This window comes from Winogradskyella sp. J14-2, assembly GCF_001971725.1.
GTDB lineage: Bacteria > Bacteroidota > Bacteroidia > Flavobacteriales > Flavobacteriaceae > Winogradskyella.
In genome coordinates, this window is record NZ_CP019388.1 from 3,252,916 (window position 1) to 3,271,154 (window position 18,239).

Annotated in this window: 19 protein-coding genes; 6 read left to right on the plus strand and 13 right to left on the minus strand. The window is 32.8% G+C overall.

Translation table 11 applies throughout. From position 1 onward, the window contains the following. Positions 1–51: 51 nt before the first annotated feature. From BWZ20_RS14610 to BWZ20_RS14665, 12 genes are all read right to left on the minus strand, one after another. The gene (locus BWZ20_RS14610; RefSeq protein ID WP_232217118.1) at positions 52–411 is read right to left on the minus strand and encodes a DUF4262 domain-containing protein; all 360 of its coding nucleotides are present in this window, start codon (positions 409–411) and stop codon (positions 52–54) included. Positions 412–488: 77 nt separating this feature from the next. After that, positions 489–3,008, minus strand: coding sequence for a PIG-L family deacetylase (locus BWZ20_RS14615; RefSeq protein WP_076621044.1), 2,520 nt, complete (start codon positions 3,006–3,008; stop codon positions 489–491). Positions 3,009–3,215: 207 nt separating this feature from the next. Next, positions 3,216–3,797 carry a hypothetical protein gene (locus BWZ20_RS14620; RefSeq protein ID WP_157358423.1) on the minus strand — a complete coding sequence of 194 codons (582 nt, stop codon included), beginning with the start codon at positions 3,795–3,797 and terminating at the stop codon, positions 3,216–3,218. A gap of 56 nt (positions 3,798–3,853) precedes the next feature. Then, positions 3,854–4,936 carry a magnesium/cobalt transporter CorA gene (gene corA, locus BWZ20_RS14625; protein WP_076621048.1) on the minus strand — a complete coding sequence of 361 codons (1,083 nt, stop codon included), beginning with the start codon at positions 4,934–4,936 and terminating at the stop codon, positions 3,854–3,856. A 3-nt stretch (positions 4,937–4,939) separates the two neighbouring features. Then, positions 4,940–5,473, minus strand: coding sequence for a mechanosensitive ion channel domain-containing protein (locus BWZ20_RS14630; RefSeq protein ID WP_076621050.1), 534 nt, complete (start codon positions 5,471–5,473; stop codon positions 4,940–4,942). Between the two features lie 40 nt (positions 5,474–5,513). Next, a complete protein-coding gene (locus BWZ20_RS14635; RefSeq protein WP_076621052.1) occupies positions 5,514–6,437 on the minus strand; it encodes a septum formation inhibitor Maf in 924 nt (307 codons plus the stop codon). Between the two features lie 115 nt (positions 6,438–6,552). Further along, complete coding sequence (locus tag BWZ20_RS14640; RefSeq protein ID WP_076621055.1) at positions 6,553–7,143, minus strand: Maf-like protein; 591 nt, start codon at positions 7,141–7,143, stop codon at positions 6,553–6,555. A 1-nt stretch (position 7,144) separates the two neighbouring features. Further along, positions 7,145–8,071 (minus strand): geranylgeranylglycerol-phosphate geranylgeranyltransferase, encoded by a 927-nt coding sequence (locus BWZ20_RS14645; RefSeq protein ID WP_076621057.1) that lies wholly within the window; start codon positions 8,069–8,071, stop codon positions 7,145–7,147. 9 nt (positions 8,072–8,080) lie between these two features. Beyond that, positions 8,081–8,395 carry a hypothetical protein gene (locus BWZ20_RS14650; RefSeq protein ID WP_076621059.1) on the minus strand — a complete coding sequence of 105 codons (315 nt, stop codon included), beginning with the start codon at positions 8,393–8,395 and terminating at the stop codon, positions 8,081–8,083. 1 nt (position 8,396) lies between these two features. Continuing rightward, positions 8,397–8,909, minus strand: a complete 513-nt coding sequence (locus BWZ20_RS14655; protein ID WP_076621061.1) for a hypothetical protein — start codon at positions 8,907–8,909, stop codon at positions 8,397–8,399. Positions 8,910–8,959: 50 nt separating this feature from the next. Beyond that, the gene (locus BWZ20_RS14660) at positions 8,960–9,493 is read right to left on the minus strand and encodes a KdsC family phosphatase (protein ID WP_076621063.1); all 534 of its coding nucleotides are present in this window, start codon (positions 9,491–9,493) and stop codon (positions 8,960–8,962) included. Further along, a complete protein-coding gene (locus BWZ20_RS14665) occupies positions 9,480–10,241 on the minus strand; it encodes a Rossmann-like and DUF2520 domain-containing protein (RefSeq protein WP_076621065.1) in 762 nt (253 codons plus the stop codon). Before BWZ20_RS14665 ends, BWZ20_RS14660 begins: the two co-directional genes overlap by 14 nt. A 46-nt stretch (positions 10,242–10,287) precedes the next feature. Between BWZ20_RS14665 and BWZ20_RS14670 the strand changes: the two genes are divergently transcribed. The 5 genes from BWZ20_RS14670 (at position 10,288) to BWZ20_RS14690 (ending at position 16,412) form a co-directional block, all read left to right on the plus strand. After that, a complete protein-coding gene (locus BWZ20_RS14670) occupies positions 10,288–10,677 on the plus strand; it encodes a group III truncated hemoglobin (protein ID WP_076621067.1) in 390 nt (129 codons plus the stop codon). Positions 10,678–10,732: 55 nt separating this feature from the next. Beyond that, positions 10,733–11,182, plus strand: coding sequence for a large conductance mechanosensitive channel protein MscL (gene mscL / locus BWZ20_RS14675; protein ID WP_076621069.1), 450 nt, complete (start codon positions 10,733–10,735; stop codon positions 11,180–11,182). Between the two features lie 104 nt (positions 11,183–11,286). Further along, positions 11,287–14,481 carry a cytochrome c biogenesis protein CcsA gene (gene ccsA, locus BWZ20_RS14680; protein WP_076621071.1) on the plus strand — a complete coding sequence of 1,065 codons (3,195 nt, stop codon included), beginning with the start codon at positions 11,287–11,289 and terminating at the stop codon, positions 14,479–14,481. A gap of 77 nt (positions 14,482–14,558) precedes the next feature. Continuing rightward, on the plus strand, positions 14,559–14,747 hold the full coding sequence (locus BWZ20_RS14685) for a hypothetical protein (protein ID WP_076621073.1): 189 nt from the start codon (positions 14,559–14,561) through the stop codon (positions 14,745–14,747). Positions 14,748–15,005: 258 nt separating this feature from the next. After that, a complete protein-coding gene (locus tag BWZ20_RS14690) occupies positions 15,006–16,412 on the plus strand; it encodes an MATE family efflux transporter (protein ID WP_076621076.1) in 1,407 nt (468 codons plus the stop codon). A 76-nt stretch (positions 16,413–16,488) separates the two neighbouring features. Here BWZ20_RS14690 and BWZ20_RS14695 read toward each other — a convergent pair whose 3' ends face one another. Beyond that, the gene (locus BWZ20_RS14695) at positions 16,489–17,238 is read right to left on the minus strand and encodes a bacteriorhodopsin-like (RefSeq protein WP_076621078.1); all 750 of its coding nucleotides are present in this window, start codon (positions 17,236–17,238) and stop codon (positions 16,489–16,491) included. 105 nt (positions 17,239–17,343) lie between these two features. Here BWZ20_RS14695 and BWZ20_RS14700 point away from each other — a divergent pair, with 105 nt between their 5' ends. Beyond that, a complete protein-coding gene (locus BWZ20_RS14700; protein ID WP_076621384.1) occupies positions 17,344–18,213 on the plus strand; it encodes a Brp/Blh family beta-carotene 15,15'-dioxygenase in 870 nt (289 codons plus the stop codon). Positions 18,214–18,239 lie beyond the last annotated feature (26 nt).

The window sequence follows — 18,239 nt, forward strand, 5'->3', positions numbered from 1 at the left end:
TTTATAAACATGTTAATTTATCGAATTGTTTAAAATCATAATATTTTTTCATTATTTAAATATTTTTTGATCATAATCATATTCTGATTCATTAGGGAAATAACCATTCAAATCAGGGAAGATAAGCTGTAAATATTTAAACTCTGAATTCTCATAAAATCTAAATGAACTCAATGCATATTCAGTTAATGATTCATTATTAATTTCAATAAAATAAACAGGAAATCTGGTAGTCAAACTTTCTATCTTTATATTAAGAGGTATTTCGTTATATTTAAACTTCTCAGCATAATTATTAATCAATTCATTTGTGAGACCATTTGGAAGTCCAGATATAATGAGTTCAGGAATATTAAAATTTTCGTACAGCCCAGTTGAGTATCCAAAAGGAGTAAAGTCAACTTCTTCCATTACATATGTTGTATGAAATCCAAATTTCTCAATATTATCATTGACCAATTTGAAATATTCCTCTCGCTTGTTCAATTTTAATTTTTTAGTTTGTTAGCTTCTTCTTTACCAGCAGAAAGCAGATTGGCAAAAAGACGATAAGCACCAGAAACACCAGCAGGAAACTCTCTAAAAAAGCTTAAAGCTGTATATATGTAGTTTCCTTTTCCGTATTTGGCAACCAAGAGACTCCCTTCTTTAGAAGACTCGCCTTTGTCGTTCATAGAAAGAAGTGGTGTAAAATCTTCTGACCATTCATTAGGAAAATACAAACCGCGTTCTTGTACCCAACCTTCAAAATCTTGTGTTGTAATTTTATTTGGAAAATTTAATAGCGGATGACTTGGCTCAAGTATTTTAACTTCAGCATTTTCATCAGTAACACGATCTCTTGAGATTTCTAAATCGTAAGGTGATAAATTATCGACTTTAAGGCGTCTGTTAGTGTTATACTGTACAATGAGGTTTCCACCTTCTTTAACATAATCCAGTAAGAATTTTTGTTTAAACTTAAGTTCGTCTAAAATATTATATGCTCTAATACCTACAACAACAGCATCAAAATTAATTAGGTTTTCGGCTGAAATTTGATCTGGTTTTATAACGGTAACGTTGTAACCAATTTGTCTTAGACTTTCTGGCACAACATCTCCAGCACCTTCAATATAGCCTATGTTATTACCACGTTTATCAATGTCTAAACGCACCACTTTACTTACGCTTGGTATTAAAACGGTTTGGTACGGAATGTGACTGTAGTCTATTTCTACAAGTTCATCAGTGTAATAGTCTCCATTACTATTTACCATTGGTGTAATAAGACCTTCACTCTGATTTTTTGGCGGAATCACTGTAAATACCACTTTTTGAACATCACCTTTATTAACAATTTCAATTTTTTGCTTTTGTGGATAGACGTTCCAATCGTTTGGATAAGCCATTTGCACATAACCTTCAATGGCGTCTCTACCAGCTTTTACAATCACTTCAATCTCTTTTTGTTGATCGTTTTCAAAAATAAAAACCTTATCAGAAATGCTTGCAGAGACTTCTGGTATTACTTCAAAAGGTCTGTACAATTCGCCTTTGTCTGGTTGCGAATACCGATATACTACAGGTTTGGTTATGGTGATAGGTGTCCCTTCAATATTTAAATTAAAATCTACAAATGCAGCTCTTGGTGTTTCTGGTTTGCCTATCCATTGCGGATTATCAACATGATACATACCAAGTGTACTCTTTTTATTTAGCCAATACGGAGTCGTGTAGTGGCTGTTTTTTGGTATTGTAATGGCTTCGTTAAAATTTAACTTCTGGTTTTCTACCATATCCATTTCCTTAGAAATAGCATTAGGCAGTGTCGATAACTTGTAGGATTTTAAATTAATTGATGCAGAGCTTCGGTTTAATGCTTCGATGTTTAAACTTACGGTAGCGTTAGGTGCTGCATGTGGTGAATTTGCTGATACCTCTAAGTATAAGCCTGCACAAGCTTCTATAATAGTTAGTAATTCTTTAGTTTTAATGGTTTTCCAATGCTCGTCTTTTACATTTTGAAGTAATCTATAGGCTTCTAATAATTGTGGTAGGTGAGTGGCTGGGTTTTTAAAATTAAAATTCTCTTCAACGGAGTTTAAAATGTCTCCAATTGCTTTTCCACCTTCAATTCTATTCCAAGTGGTGTCTATACCTGCAAAAACTGATTTGCTATCATCTAACGGTTCACCTTTTAAATATTCAATGTATTCTTGTTGTGTGCCTCGTTGGGATAAACGACCAAAGCCTTGGCATAAGTGCTGACTGCTTGCTAAGGCAGCAACTTCGTTGTTAGACATACCTTTGCTTGGATAATAAACACCAATATCAAAATTTAGCATATTGCTTTTGTCGGCTTCTTCAAATTTTTCTTGGCTTCCATAAAACCACCAAGATGTGTTAAAGAAGATACGCTTTGGCTGCCAAGTTTCTGTATATTTTAACTGCGATGGATATTGAGAAGCATCATTGGCCAAATCAAAAGCTTCCATACTTAGCATCGCAGAAGCTGTATGATGACCATGAGTTCTGCCAGGTGTTCTGTGGTCAAAACGGTTAATAATCACGTCTGGCTTAAAGGTTCTAATTGCCCAAACCACATCTGCCAAAACCAAATCTTTATTCCAGATCTCTAGGGTTTCGTCAGGATGTTTTGAGTAACCAAAATCGTTGGCTCTAGTGAACCTTTGTTCACCACCATCGACACGACGAGCTGCTAGTAATTCTTGGGTTCTAATGACACCAAGAAGTTCTCTAATTTCTGGTCCTATAAGATTTTGTCCACCATCACCTCGTGTTAACGAAAGGTAAGCCGTACGTGCCTTAACTTGGTTAGACATATAAGATATTAATCGTGTGTTTTCATCGTCTGGATGCGCTGCGACATATAAGACAGAACCTAGGACATTAAGCTTTTGGACAGCTTCGTAGATTTCTGAGGAATTAAATTTTTTGGGTTGTTGTGCTGATAATGATATTAAACAGCTAAAAACAAAAAGAATACAGAGTCTAATCTGAAACATGAGGTTATTTAGTTAGTGTGCTGTTCAAATATAAAAAAGTTGCCTACTATAACCTCGTTTTTAGGGTTTGTTTAACGGTCTCGGCTATGATTTCGTTACGTTGAAAATTCCAGCGGAATTTTCGACTCTAGAAACCCAACCGTTTAAAGTTGAACTAATTTTGTAAATAGACGATTATTTAGTATAAATTATAGCCATTATTAGCAACTAGCTTTTTTTCATTTCATATCTCCAATATAAATTGCTATAAATTAGATATGTTACTATTAATCTTTGTGTATCGCTGTCAAATTCTACCTTATCAATTAGTTCAGCCAATATTTCTCTATTCGGATAAGAATTGAGTTGAACCTTATCCTTTGTGTCAAGAATAAACTGGTAATGTATTTTGTTATTAAAGGAATTTATTGCACAATCGTAAAATAATTCCTCAAAGAACAGAGCCGTCATTAAATTATTCTCAATAAAATAATTGGTCGAATTAAAATCCTCAAATTCTTTCTTTAGATATTCAGCTTTTTCAATTTCACCAATCAATTTCAAATATCCGTTTTTATTGTTATAAGGTAAATAACCAGTATTTAGCAAATGATATTCAAACTTTTGAATTGAATCAAAAATACTTACCGAATTCGCAATATCTGATTCGGACGTTTTTAACGGATAAAGAATTGTTCTATCAAATGTTTTGTCATTAATACATTTCTGGTATTCAGATTCTAATTCATTCCGATTGTCATTGCACGATGAAAAAGTAAGAATCACTAATAATGAGATAAATAATTTCAAATTCCAGAGTTAATTTTTGGGTTTGTTGCTAACGTTTGGTTTTTAGTAAACAGTATCTACAACCACTTCTTTCTTTTAAAGTAAATGAGCAGCCCAACAAAAATAGTAAACATGACACCAAGAAGCACAAAATAACCATTGCGGTATTCGAGTTCTGGTATGTATTTAAAGTTCATACCATAGAGGCCAGCTAAAAACGATAATGGAATGAATATAGAAGACATAATGGTAAGCACTTTCATTACTTCGTTCATTCGGTTACTTATTGTGGTCATGTACATATCCATTAAACTCCATATCATTTCACGGTAAATATCTATGTTTTCTGATACTTGAATTAAATGGTCGTAAACATCTCTGTAAAAAGTGATTGTGCGTTTGTAGATAAATGGGTGATCCCCTTTTTCAATACGGTTTATAATTTCGCGAAGTGGAAAAATTGCCCTGCGTACTTTTAGAATTTCGCGTTTGAGTTGTTGTATGTCTATATTAACATTTTCTCTTGCGTTCCCTGAAAAGAGTTCGGTTTCTAAGTCTTCGATTTTATTGCCAAGGGTTTCAATGAGACTAAAGTAATTATCTACGATAGCATCAATTAATGCATACATTAGATAATCGGATTTTAATCCTCGTATTCTACCATTAGATAATCGCAAACGTTCTCTAATGGAACCAAAAACATCTCCTTCAGATTCTTGAAATGTTAACACATGATTTTTACCTAATACAATACTAACTTGCTCTATAACAATATTTTCGTCGTCATCGTAATACAGCATTTTTAGCACAACAAACAAATAATCTTCATACTCATCAATTTTAGGGCGTTGCGAAGTATTTACAATATCTTCTAAAACCAGCGGATGCAGATCGTATTGTTTACCAATATCTTCAATTTTGTCTGTATGTTTAAGTCCGTCGACATTTATCCAGGTTACCGAGTCTGTTTCTTTATAGTTAATAGCATCTTCAATATTGAGTAATATAGACTCTTCAATATAGTCTTTTGTATAATCGAAGCATTCTACATGAAAATCTTTATCAGACTTTTTTCCTGTATAGATTAGCGTACCAGGAACCTGACCAATATGTTTTTTAGATTCTTGGGTGCGCTTTTTTTTAGTTCGTCTTTTAATCATAATTTAAAGAATACTGCTATCGTCTAAAGCATCTTTCTTCATTAAAGTTACAGCTTTTTGAAGAATTAAGTTGTTAGGGTAAGTGACCAAATCGCCATTGTCTTCTCTAAGTATAAGTTGAAATGCTCTAATGTCTTCTATAATGGCTTCTACAGGGTAATCTTTATCGTGTATTTTTATTTTGTCACCAACTTTATATGGAAATGAAAAGAACATAATGACGCCTGAAGTAATATTGCTTAAAATGGACCAGATAGCAAATAATGCAATACCAATAACAGCAAAAACAGAAGAAAATACTAAGGTAATATCACTGGTTTTGGCACCGAGTATAAAAGCTTCTATCAACAATGCCAAAAGTACCAGGGTTACAGTAGCATAACGACCAATTAGTGCAGCTCTCGCTTCTGTTGTTCCACTTTTTTTGCCAATTTTGTTTACCGTGACAACAATTATTGCTCTTATAATGAGCAAAACTATGAGTACAATCGCAGAGTATATAATTTCGGATCGGTAAGTTTCAAAGAAATTAGACATAGCGTTTAATGGTTAATTACAAACAAAGGTAGCTAATAATCTATTGTAACTTTAATGTAGTTCTTAAACTTTCGTCTGCATTACTGTTTTTGTTCCAATAGGCTGATTTAATCGTTTCTAGTTTAGTAGCTTTGGTTGTTAAAGTCTTTGCTGATGCACCAAAACCGTTTGTTGATGTTTCTTCCCAACTTAAAATTTCGAAAGGGAATACTGTGTTAAAATTAATTTTCAAGCTTCGGTTTAACTTAGGGTAATTTAAGGTGTATGTGCCATCGTTTAAATTTGCAAAAGCTTTATAGGAAGTAATAGTTTTATGTTTTAATCTAGTAAACTCTAATGAAGGAATAATACTGATTTCACCAACTGGTAATGAATTTGGATTTATTCTCAGTTTGGTCCAAATCTCATTTTCTGTCCAGGTTTTTTCTAGTTTGAAATTTTGATCGGCTTCACCTTGAAAATAGGAATGTGAAGAAACTTCAAACTCATTACGATTATTAAGTTGTGTATATACATGTCCACACCATTCTTGTATAGAAGCTGAAACTTTTAATGCGTGTTGATTATTAGCTACAGGAAAAAATGTGCTCTGCATGATACTGTATGGATAAATACCTGTATTGAATTTTTTAGAGGCGTTAAGCTTTAATACTGGGATGTTGCTCTCGTTATAATTATCTGCTTTTACTTGTGTGTCTGGTAAAAAATCTTCAGTAACAAAAACTAAAACGGCTTTACCGTCTCTTATTTCTCCATAACGTACTTGTTCTAGTTTGTAAGATGTAATTTCGGCTTCGCCTGAATACCAATAGTCTTTAAATACTTGTGATAATTCTTCTTTAGGTTGTTTTTCTTCAATCTCTGGACGTAAATTTTCTGAGATTTCCGAAGTAGTTTCAACTGTTTCTTTACAACTTTGAAATGCAACTACTAAAACTGTGAGTATAAAAAGTAACTTTTTCATGTGCTAATATTTATTATTTTCAATAACCTGATAGTCAATAATAAGGATAGGGAAGGAAACTGTCTACTGACTGCCTAGTGCCTATTTTGGGCTTTCTTACAAAGTTACAATCTGCTTAAGTGTTGGCAATGGTATTTAACGTTTCATAAAGTAAATGTGTGGGTAAGCCAACGACGTTGTTATAAGACCCTTCAATTTTAGTTATTGCAATGGCACCAATCCATTCTTGTATGCCATAAGCACCAGCTTTGTCTAATGGTTCGTAGGTGTTTACATAGTACCAGATTTCGTCATCTGTTAATGCCTTAAACGTAACTTTGGTTATTGTGTTTACCAGCTTTTGTTGGTTGGTTTGTGTAAAGCAAATTGAGGTCATTACCTCATGGGATTTATTACTAAGCGATGTAATCATCCTAAAGGCATCGTCCTTATCTTTTGGTTTTTCAATAGGTTTGTTATTTAACCAAACAATAGTATCGCTGGTAATTAAAATATCGTTTTCTTTGAGTTCCGTTTTAAAGGCTTCAGCTTTTAATTTTGCCAAATAATCAGTGATTTCAATGCCTTTTAAAGTGTCAGGATATACTTCATCTACAGGATGAAGACGCACTTCAAAATCTATATTCATAGACTTCAAAAAGGCATGGCGTCTTGGTGATGCCGAAGCTAAGATGATATTATAATCCTTTAGATTGTCGTTTAGCATATTACTTCAAAATAAAAGGGTAAAGACTCATAGAAAGCATGCCTGTGAGCATAACTAGTTTTAACATAAAACTAATATGTTTGTAATGCGATTGCTGTTCTGCACTAAAAATCTTTATGGCAACATAAATTAATGGAGCAACAACAAATATTAAAAAGTAACCGACTAAAATTTGTTGTGTGTATAAACTTGTGATAATGTAATAAACTACAGCGAAAATAGGAATTAAAGATAGCGCAAATGCAATTTTAGTAGCTCTATCTCTTCCTAAAACTATGGGCATGGTTTGCATACCGACCTTATGATCTCCGTTAATATCTTCAATATCTTTTATAACTTCTCTAACAAGATTTATTAAAAAGGCGAAAATAGCATAGTCTCTTATAATTTCTAAAAAAGGCATATTGGCCACATTGTTGAAAGACATCATGGAAGGGATTAATTCAAAAATACCAACCACCAAAATACTTAGTGCCACAACAATAGAAACCACAATATTCCCTATTAAAAACATCTGTTTTAAGGCAGTAGAATAGATGTATAACAATGCAGAACTAATAAAAAAGACTACGAAAAGAGACGAATAATTAATGAGGTGCGAAAGGTAAAAACCCAATCCAACACCAATGACATTTAGAAGCATAAAGTAGGTGTAGCCATCCTTTTCTGAAATGTTTTTATTGATAATGACTTTGCTTGGTTTATTAACCGTATCTGTGTCAATATCATAAATATCGTTAATTATATAACCTCCAGCCGCTATACACAGAGTGGCTACTACCAAAATAGCAAAGGCAAAAGTACTGAGCGTCGTTGTAACACCTTGACTTTCATTAAAAGGAAGCAACAAAGCATATTTAATTAATATTTGCACAACAGCAATCATAATTAGGTTTTTCCAACGGATTAGATTAAGAAAATGAATCATTATTAGAGATTAATGAGAAAGAATTTGATTGATTAAATAATAGATAAGATATATCATAAAACAAAAAATAATGAGGCTTATAATTACAGTTCTCCAGAATAGTTTACGTTCTTGTTTGCGGATTTTATTTTTAATTTTTTCTTTATCAGCTTTACTAAGATCTTTATGCATAAACTCCATTTTGTAATGAAGATGTGCCTCTAAATCTAGTTTTTCTTTGTAAACAGAAAAGGGAGTACTTGTTTTTTGGTTAAACGTAGATTGGTTGTTACCAAATCCTATATAACCAAAGCCAGTACAATGTCTTCTGCTTCTACGAGCCATGTTATTTGTTAAATAAAAATTGAATGAGTAAAAATATCAAATATACAGTTACCCAAATTAATATGTGTTTTAAAGAAATAGATTTCTCATTCTTTTTTGTGACAGTTGTAAATTCAAAAGCATCATCAAAAAAAGTTTTTCCTTCAATTGCATCAGAATAGTTTTGTTTCAATTTTTCAGCAGTTTGTTCTAAATAATTTTGATTAACATTTTGGTTTATCAAAATGATATTAAACAGCAATTTTTCGCTCATCACACTATTTTGAATTTGACTAGTATCAAAAATAGTTAATTGAAATCCATAATCTTTTGGATGAAAAGAATTAGAAATTTTAATGATTCTATTTCTTTTTTCATTTGTGTAAATTAAAGTATCAACGATAATTGAGCCAGATTTAGTCCTATCACTTTCATGTTTTAATTTATAATTAAATTCTTCTATTAGATAATTAAAATAGGCTCTGGCTTTATCTCTAAAATTTTTACTTATTAATCGATATTCATTATCATCCATTATAATTTACTGAATACTGAATACTGAATACTGAATACTCATAACTATAATCAGTCGTATTTAGCATCAAAATTACCATTCCATTTGTTATGCACTTTAAGCACTTGTTCAATAACGTCTCTGGCAGCACCTTTTCCGCCATTTTTATGCGAAATATATTTTGAAATGACTTTAATTTCTGGCGCAGCATCTTGCGGACAACATGGTAAACCTACGAGCTTCATAACAGGGAAATCTGGAATGTCATCTCCCATATATAAAACTTCAGAGGCTTTTACATTTCGCTTTTCTAAATAATCGTTGAGTTGCTCAATTTTATTGTGTGCGCCTAGATAAATGTCTTTTACACCTAAGCCTTGTAAACGTTTACGAACACCTTCGTTAGAACCACCAGAAATTATACAAACATTAAAACCAGCATCAACAGCAGTTTTTAAGGCAAATCCATCCTTAATACTCATTCTGCGCAGCATTTCGCCAGATGTGGTAATGGTAACAGTACCATCGGTAAGTACACCATCTACGTCAAAAATAAAGGTGTTTATATTTATAAGGTATTCTTTATAGCTTTTATCGTTGTCCATGTGTTTTTTTTATTGAAGCCGTTAATAATTCATAAATGGCTTTATGCTCTTCGTTTTCTAACTGTTTTAAATGACGCTTTATGGTTTTTTTATCGTTGCGTTTTGCTGGTCCTGTTTGTGCCATGTAAGGAGACATATCCTGAACCTTTCTGGCTGTTTCCAAAATTAATGGCTTAAGAATATCAAAGTTAATGCTTTTGGCATCACTGATTTCGTGTGCTATTCTGTATAATTGATTGGTGAAATTATTAATAAAAACAGCAGATAAATGTAAAGTCTGTCTTTGTTCTGTATTGATTTTATAAGATTTACAACCCAAGGCTTCAGCCAAATCTTTCATAAACTGAAGATTTGTTTTTTCAGTCACTTCAATACAAATAGGAATTTCATTAAAATCTAATTCCGCATCCTTAGAAAAAGTTTGTAGAGGGTAAAATACAGCACGCTGATTTTTTTTATCTAAATCGTGGATAGAAACACTACCAGACGTATGTGCTACCAATCTGTTTTCAAAAGGTAGCGCTCTAGAAAGGGATGCAATACTATCATCGCTAACAGCCATAATGTAAATGTCAGCAACTTTAAGTTTAGACAAATCATCTGTAGTGTCAACTTCATTCGCGTAAGACGATATCTCGCTGTATGTACGGTTATACCATTGTTTAACAGTAATATCTTCAGCACTTATAAAAGCTTTATATAAATGAGATGCCACATTTCCTGCACCTAAAATTGTAACAGTTATCATGCTGTAAAAATAGTAAGATTTAGATTATAAAGCATAACTTTGAAGTATGAGTAAACCTGACATCAAAACCAGAGAGGATATATACCGCTTAGTCTCAAAATTTTATGCAAAAGTAAGAGAGGATAAAGATTTGGGCCCATTCTTTAACGAAACTATTAAAGATTGGGATGCGCATCTGGAACATCTTACCACGTTTTGGGAGTCGAGTTTGTTTTTAAAAACTAGATATTACGGTAATCCCTTAGAGGCTCATGTTAAGGTAGATGAAGCGCACAATAATAGCATTACAGATCTACATTTTGGACTTTGGTTAAATCTATGGTTTCAAACTATAGATGAATTATTTGAAGGCGACTTTGCGGAAAATGCTAAACGACGCGCTCGTAAAATGGGAACTTTTCTATACTTAAAAATTTTTGAAGCCAGAAATAAATAACCTTTTCTTCTTATTAAATTTGTGGGTTATAATTACAATAAAAATTTAATAAAGAATGAAATTAATAAAAGAGTTTAAAGAATTTGCCGTAAAAGGTAATATGATAGATATGGCCATAGGTATTATAATTGGTGCGGCTTTTAATAAAGTAATAGACGTCCTTGCAAAACAAGTGCTATTACCACCATTATCGTTATTATCGGATGGTACAAATTTTGAAGACAAGAGATTAGTCTTAAGAGATGCCATAAAAGACAACACTGGTGTAATAACAACAAGCGAAGTAGCTGTAGAATACGGCAAACTCTTCGAAGTCTTTTTAGATTTTTTAATTATTGGTTTTACAGTATTTATTGTTGTAAAAGCCATGAATAAATTAAGAAATAGGGCTCAAGACACAAAAGATAAAACCGTGGCAACACCAAAAGATATTGAGTTGTTGTCAGATCTAAAAGTTCTGATGGAAGAACAAAATAGACTTTTAAAAGCCAATGTTTCAAAATAATTGAAACTAAATTAGCTAAATTTAACGCTTTTTGCGTATCTAAAATCAAACCCAAAACAGTAAAAAGCACTATCTTTGCACGAGCTTAAAAAGCCCTTAAGATTATGCAAAAGAAAATCGCAAACTTCCTTTTTTCAACCAAACTTACTGCTGTTTTATTTATTGTATTTGCCGTAGCTATGGCTGTTGGTACCATTTTAGACCGTAACATGGATACTTCACCAACGCCCTACACCAGAACTTTGATTTATAATGCGTGGTGGTTTGAGACGATTATGGTCTTTTTTGTCATCAATTTTGTTGGTAATATTTCGCGCTACAAACTCCTTAGAAAAGAAAAATGGTCCATACTTGTTTTGCACATATCATGGATACTAATTATTGTTGGTGCTGCAGTAACGAGATATATTGGTTATGAAGGTATGATGGCAATTAGAGAGGGTGAGACAGAAAGCCAATTTAGATCTCAAAAAACATACATTAGCGGAAGAGTTGTTGGTGATTACAAAATTAACGGACAGTTACAACAGCGCAACATTATGGAGGAGGTAGATTTTTCGCCTCGTTTAGATAATGACTTTGAGAAAACTTACAAATATGGAAACCACGAGATTACTTTTAAACTCCAAAAATTCATTAAAGGTGCTGAAAAGGACATTATACCTAACGACACTGGCGAAAGCTACTTAAAAGTTGTTGAAGCTGGTGATGGTAGCCCTCACAATCACTTTTTGCAAGATGGGAAGGTGTCTAATTTGCACAATGTTCTAATATCTTTAAACAAAGAACAAGAAGGTGCCATTAATATTTACAACACAGATAAGGGCTTATTTATTAAATCACCTTACGAAGGTGAATATATGACTATGGCCACAGGGCAAACAGGTCAATTGGTAAAAGATAGCTTGCAACCATTAGCATTACGGTCGCGATATATTATTGGAAATATGCAATTGGTATTTCCAAAACCAGTGGTAAAAGGTGTTTTTGGGATTGTAAAAAAACCTACGATTTTAAAGGGTGATGATGATGGAGTAGTACTAGATGTTACAGCCAACGGAGAGACTAAAAGTATTAATCTATTGGGTGGCCAAGGAATTTATAATAGACTTGAAGAAATTAACGTTGGTGGCTTAGATATTGCCTTGCGTTATGGCTCGCGTTTAGAACAGCTGCCTTTTGAAGTAAAGTTAAATGATTTCATAGCTGAAAAATATCCTGGCACGGAGAAAGCGTACTCATCTTACGAAAGTAAAGTAACTATATTAGATAAAGAGAAAGGAGATTTTGATTATCATATTTACATGAATCATATTTTAGACCACAGAGGCTATCGTTTTTTTCAGGCAAGTTTCGATCCTGATGAAAAAGGTACCATACTTTCTGTAAACCACGATCGCTGGGGGACCTACATAACCTATGCTGGTTACATGTTATTATACTTTGGGCTGATGGCCATTTTGTTTGCAAAAAACACAAGGTTTGATGATATAAGAAAACGTCTCGATAAATTGAGTAAAAAGAAAGCAAAACTAATGACAATGATAGCTTTGCTATTGAGTTTGTGCGGTTTTGCCCAAGGACATGCTGAAGGTGACAACCATAATCATTCAAAAGATATACCCACTAAAGCAAGTTTAGATTCTATTTTAAAGGCTAATGTTGCACCTATAAAACATACTGACAAGTTTTCTGAAATGGTGATTCAAGATTATGACGGACGTATGAAGCCAATTCATACTTATGCTTCAGAAATGCTCAGAAAGTTAAGTAAACATGATACTTATGAAGGGCTAAACGCAACACAAGTGTTTTTATCCATACAAGAAAGTCCTGTATTGTGGTACAACATTCCAGTAATTTATTTAACACCAAGAAAGGCTGATTCTATTAGAACTATAATAGGCGTAGATAAAGATCAGAAATACGTAAGTCTATTAGATTTTTTTACTGAAGATGGACGAAATAAATTAGGCCCATACATAGAAGAGGCTTTTAAGGCTCAGGTTCCAAACGGATTTCAGAAAGAGGTAAAAAATACATACGGAAGATTAACGCTTCTATCTGATGCTATTGAGGGCAGGAACATAAGAATATTCCCCTTGCCAGAAGATGAAAATAACAAATGGATATCTTCATTTGACTTTAAGCAAGGTGGTTACGATGAGGTTATAGAAGATGAATCATACAAAGCATTTATAAAAAATGGCTTTAGCTATTATTTAATGACGCTCAATAATGCCAAGCAGTCAGGTAATTTTGAAAATGCAGACAAGCTATTAGGAGATTTTAAAAAGACACAGCAAAAATTTGGAAGTGAAGTCATGTTGTCTGATGATAAAATTAAAGCCGAAATATTATACAATAAATATGATATTTTTAAGAAACTATTTAGTTGGTATCTCTATGCAGCTACATTGCTTTTTATTTTTATTATTGTTCATATTTTCGATTATAAGAGTACGTGGTTAAAAACAGTGATAAAGCTACTTATAGCTAGTATTATATTGCTTTTTGTACTACATACTGGCGGTTTGATTTGGCGATGGTATCTCTCTGGTCATGCACCTTGGAGCGATGCCTATGAGTCTCTTATTTATGTAGCCTGGTCGGTATCACTTTTTGGATTACTTTTAGGTAGAAAAAGCAATCTTACTATAGCTGCCTCTGCCTTTGTAAGTGCTATAATTTTAATGGTAGCACATTGGGCTTGGATGGATCCGGCAATAGCAAATCTTCAGCCTGTATTACAAGGATATTGGTTAATGATTCATGTATCGGTTATTGTAGCAAGTTATGGTCCTTTTGCCATTGGGATGATACTGGGTGCTATAGCACTATTACTTATGATATTAACAAATAAAGAAAACAAAGATCGTATTGACATTAATATTAAAGAGATTACTATAATAAACGAAATGGCCCTAACAGTTGGTCTAATAATGCTAACTATAGGTAATTTCTTAGGAGGTATGTGGGCAAACGAAAGTTGGGGACGATATTGGGGCTGGGATCCAAAAGAAACATGGGCTTTAATTAGTATTATGATTTACGCCTTTGTTATTCATATGCGTTTAGTGCCAGGCTTACGTGGTCGTTGGATTTACAATTTGATGTCTATTTTAGCTTTTGGAAGTATTCTAATGACCTATTTCGGTGTTAACTTTTATTTGTCTGGTCTTCATGCCTATGCTAGTGGTGATCAGATATTAAGCTTTAAGTTTATTGCCATTACCTTAGTAATTATTGCAGTTTTAGCTTATTTGGCACATAGAAAAAATAAGATTTACTATAAGTAAGTTAAATTTTATTTTTCATTAAAAATCTTTTCATAGTTATTTTTCTTAAATTGAGGTATTAAAACTAACCCTCAAAAATGGACTACTTCAAAAAATTGGGAACAGCAAATGTACTAATGTTAATTCTGTGCGCTGTTATAATCCTTGTTGCCGAATATTTGTTTTTAACTGGAGATCAGATGCATGGCTTATTTATAGGCCTTTGGGCACCTACCTTGTTAGGTGTTATGATTTATTTAAAACTTGTTGATAATGGTAGCAAATGATATCGTTTTATGGTTTTCAGTTGTAGTTATTGCTTTGGTAGCCTTATGGGCTATTCTTATGATTAGGGCTTATAATAGAGCAAGTAAAAACGATTGATTTTATTCATCCTTAGTTGTTTTTTAAAAATTAACATGACTATTTGTACCATTATGATTGCTTAATTTACCCAATAGGAAAAAATCGTTACTATTTCTTGTAATGTAAAATGTTAAACATCTCAGTATGTTTAGCCATTACTAATCGAATATTTTTTAGATATGCAATCAAGTAAGTTCTCTATACGTCAATTTCTTAAGTATTTAAAAATTGCAATTTCTGGAAAGGAACAAGAGTTTACTTCAGGTAGTATTCGTAAAGCTGTTTTTATGCTATCGGTTCCCATGATTTTAGAAATGCTAATGGAATCTATCTTCGCAATTGTCGATATTTTTTATGTTTCTCAAGTCAGTGTAAATGCCGTTGCAACAATAGGCCTAACCGAGTCTGTTATTACATTAGTATATGCTGTTGCTATAGGTTTAAGTATGGCCGCAACCGCAGTTGTTGCCAGACGAATTGGAGAAAAGGATAGGGAAGGAGCTTCACAGGCAGCTGTGCAAGTCATAGGCTTAGGTATTATAGTAGCTGCTGTAATAAGTGTTATAGGTATACTTTTTCCAAAGGAAATTTTGCAATTAATGGGAGGCGAACCCGATTTAATTGCTGAGGGTTATGGATACACGCAAGTGCTATTGGGAGGAAATATTACCATAATGCTTTTGTTTTTAATCAATGCTATTTTTAGAGGAGCAGGCGATGCATCTATTGCTATGTGGGCATTAGTGCTATCTAATGGTTTAAATATTATTCTAGACCCAATTTTTATTTTCGGTTTCGGTGCAATACCAGCATTTGGTGTTGAAGGGGCTGCAATTGCTACAACAATTGGTAGAGGTACAGCGGTCATTTTTCAACTCTTAGTATTGTTTTATGGCTGGAGTAAAATCAAAGTTGGTTTTAAAGACTTAGTGCTCAGAGTAGCAGTTATGCTTAACTTAATTAAAGTGTCGCTAGGTGGTATAGGTCAGTTTTTAATAGGTACATCTTCGTGGGTATTTTTAATGCGCATTATGAGTGAGTTTGGTAGCGAGGTATTAGCCGGATATACAATAGCTATACGCGTTATGATGTTTACGCTTATGCCTGCTTGGGGAATGAGTAATGCTGCTGCAACACTAGTTGGTCAGAATTTAGGTGCTCAAAAACCTAATAGAGCAGAGGCTTCTGTTTGGAAAACAGGAAAGTATAGTGCAATTTTTATGGGATTTGTTTCTATTGTTTATCTCATTTTTGCACCACAAATTATATCTTGGTTTACTCAAGAACCAGAGGTAATTAAAAATGGTGCACTTTGCCTAAGGATTATAGCCGCTGGTTATGTATTCTATGGCTATGGTATGGTAATCATAAATGCATTTAATGGTGCTGGAGATACCAAGACACCAACTTGGATTAATTTCATTTGTTTTTGGTTGTTTCAATTACCCTTCGCGTATCTTATGGCATTAACATTTAATTTTGGGCCTATTGGTGTATTTGCTGCAATAACTTCAGCAGAAGTGTTAATAACAATTATAGGGATTGTCTGGTTTAAAAAAGGTTATTGGAAATCTGTGAATATTTAAAAAATTGAAATAAAAAACGTCCTTAGCAGTTTGTAGCTAAGGACGTTTAACCTAACTAATAAATATATTTAGAGTATTAAGAATTTTCAGGTGCAGTTTTTAATGCTGATGAAGCTACCGCTAAACTGTATATAACAAGACCGAATCCTATTTTATTAACGGCATCACCGATGTTATAAATTACATCCATATTAAGACCTAATCCTGCTAATCCATCATACCATCCTGGTGTACCTGCCATGTATCCTAGAGGGTAAATAGCCCAGCCAACAAGCACAAACCAACATAAAGCTTTATGAGCGCTTAATACTGCTCCACCTGCTTGTTCTGCCAGCTTTTTTGCCTCGCCAAGCCAAATCATATAAACAATTACAAAATAAGCAACACCAGATACTAAGCCCCAAAACCATGCTTGGTCTCTGTAAACAGCCTCACCAAAATAACCTGTGACAAGCATTATTACAGAAAGCCCAATTAATTTCCACATCAATGCTTTTTTGGCACCAGCAACTTTAAGGATAAGATAAAATTCAACGCACATTAATGGTACTGTTAATACCCAATCTACATACCTGAAAAAGGTTGGTGATTCTGCGTAAGTTCCCCAATAATCTCGCATATACCAATAATGCACAGCAGCAATAAAGGTAATAAGACCAGAAACGAGGATAGAAGTTCGCCATTTTTTATCAAAACTATTCATTGATAAAAAGAAAAAGGCCGAAGCGGCCATCATTGCCATACATCCTACAAAGAATGTAAAGCCTACGTAGTCATCTGTTGCAATTTTTTGCACTCCATCGATGAGAATGGTTAGTAATGTCATAACAATTTATTTTATGTTTAATCAAATTTAAATAATGTTAAACAAAAAATGTTTAAAATTTTCATAAAAAAATTAAACAAAATAAAATATTACTACCTTTATGTTATGAAATTTCCAGTATTTAACTTAATTATTACGGTTTTTTTATTTTGGTTAACTATACAGGTAGATAGTCAATTTGAGAAGTATCTATCGTATATTTTGGTCTGTTCTGTTGGTATTTTACATGGTGCAAACGACATTTCTATATTGAGCATTCTTGTAAAAGGCTATAAAGGAAATAAGTTTTTTTTAGCGTTGTATATAATTCTTATACTCTCAAATATCTTTATTTTCTTTACTTCGCCTTTATTCGCATTAATCGTATTTATTGCAATTAGTTGTTATCATTTTGGCGAACAGCATTACAGTCATTTTATTAAACAACGTGGTTTAAAGTCATCACTTTTCTTTTTTAGTTATGGGTTTCTAATTTTTGGACTACTGTTTTATACTAATTTAAATGAAACCAATAAAATTGTTTTTGAATTAGCAGGTGTGTCAATTCGTAAAGATATATTTCTATATTTTTTATGGTTTGGCATTATTTCAACTATACTGTCAACTATCATAAATTCTAAGAACTTTACCGCTGAGTTTAATTATTTGCAAGAATTGTTTCTAATCCTATTATTTGCACTTTTATTTAATCTAGCAACTTTACTGTGGGCTTTTGCCATATATTTTGTCGTATGGCATTCTGTACCAAGTCTCATAGATCAAATAAAAGTTTTGTATGGCGATACAAATAAAATCCATTGGATTAATTATATAAAAACATCATTCATATATTGGTTAATATCTATTGTTGGTTTAGTTCTGCTTTACTTTGGAAGTATTTATTTACAATTTAATTTCATCACTTCATTTTTCGCTTTTTTAGCAGCTATTACTGTTCCTCACGTTATTGTTATGTACTTTTTTAATAAGAATTAAAAATTTATTAGTCTTAAAAAATTGCT

Excerpts from the sequence above, each read along its gene's own strand:
- ccsA (WP_076621071.1), top strand. The coding sequence starts at position 11,287 with ATGCAAAAGAAAATCGCAAACTTCCTTTTTTCAACCAAACTTACTGCT.
- BWZ20_RS14700 (WP_076621384.1), top strand. The coding sequence starts at position 17,344 with ATGAAATTTCCAGTATTTAACTTAATTATTACGGTTTTTTTATTTTGG.
- mscL (WP_076621069.1), top strand. The coding sequence starts at position 10,733 with ATGAAATTAATAAAAGAGTTTAAAGAATTTGCCGTAAAAGGTAATATG.
- BWZ20_RS14685 (WP_076621073.1), top strand. The coding sequence starts at position 14,559 with ATGGACTACTTCAAAAAATTGGGAACAGCAAATGTACTAATGTTAATT.
- BWZ20_RS14690 (WP_076621076.1), top strand. The coding sequence starts at position 15,006 with ATGCAATCAAGTAAGTTCTCTATACGTCAATTTCTTAAGTATTTAAAA.
- BWZ20_RS14650 (WP_076621059.1), bottom strand. The coding sequence starts at position 8,395 with ATGGCTCGTAGAAGCAGAAGACATTGTACTGGCTTTGGTTATATAGGA.
- BWZ20_RS14615 (WP_076621044.1), bottom strand. The coding sequence starts at position 3,008 with ATGTTTCAGATTAGACTCTGTATTCTTTTTGTTTTTAGCTGTTTAATA.
- BWZ20_RS14655 (WP_076621061.1), bottom strand. The coding sequence starts at position 8,909 with ATGGATGATAATGAATATCGATTAATAAGTAAAAATTTTAGAGATAAA.
- BWZ20_RS14660 (WP_076621063.1), bottom strand. The coding sequence starts at position 9,493 with ATGGACAACGATAAAAGCTATAAAGAATACCTTATAAATATAAACACC.
- BWZ20_RS14610 (WP_232217118.1), bottom strand. The coding sequence starts at position 411 with ATGGAAGAAGTTGACTTTACTCCTTTTGGATACTCAACTGGGCTGTAC.
- BWZ20_RS14670 (WP_076621067.1), top strand. The coding sequence starts at position 10,288 with ATGAGTAAACCTGACATCAAAACCAGAGAGGATATATACCGCTTAGTC.
- BWZ20_RS14635 (WP_076621052.1), bottom strand. The coding sequence starts at position 6,437 with ATGAAAAAGTTACTTTTTATACTCACAGTTTTAGTAGTTGCATTTCAA.
- BWZ20_RS14630 (WP_076621050.1), bottom strand. The coding sequence starts at position 5,473 with ATGTCTAATTTCTTTGAAACTTACCGATCCGAAATTATATACTCTGCG.
- corA (WP_076621048.1), bottom strand. The coding sequence starts at position 4,936 with ATGATTAAAAGACGAACTAAAAAAAAGCGCACCCAAGAATCTAAAAAA.
- BWZ20_RS14640 (WP_076621055.1), bottom strand. The coding sequence starts at position 7,143 with ATGCTAAACGACAATCTAAAGGATTATAATATCATCTTAGCTTCGGCA.
- BWZ20_RS14665 (WP_076621065.1), bottom strand. The coding sequence starts at position 10,241 with ATGATAACTGTTACAATTTTAGGTGCAGGAAATGTGGCATCTCATTTA.
- BWZ20_RS14695 (WP_076621078.1), bottom strand. The coding sequence starts at position 17,238 with ATGACATTACTAACCATTCTCATCGATGGAGTGCAAAAAATTGCAACA.
- BWZ20_RS14645 (WP_076621057.1), bottom strand. The coding sequence starts at position 8,071 with ATGATTCATTTTCTTAATCTAATCCGTTGGAAAAACCTAATTATGATT.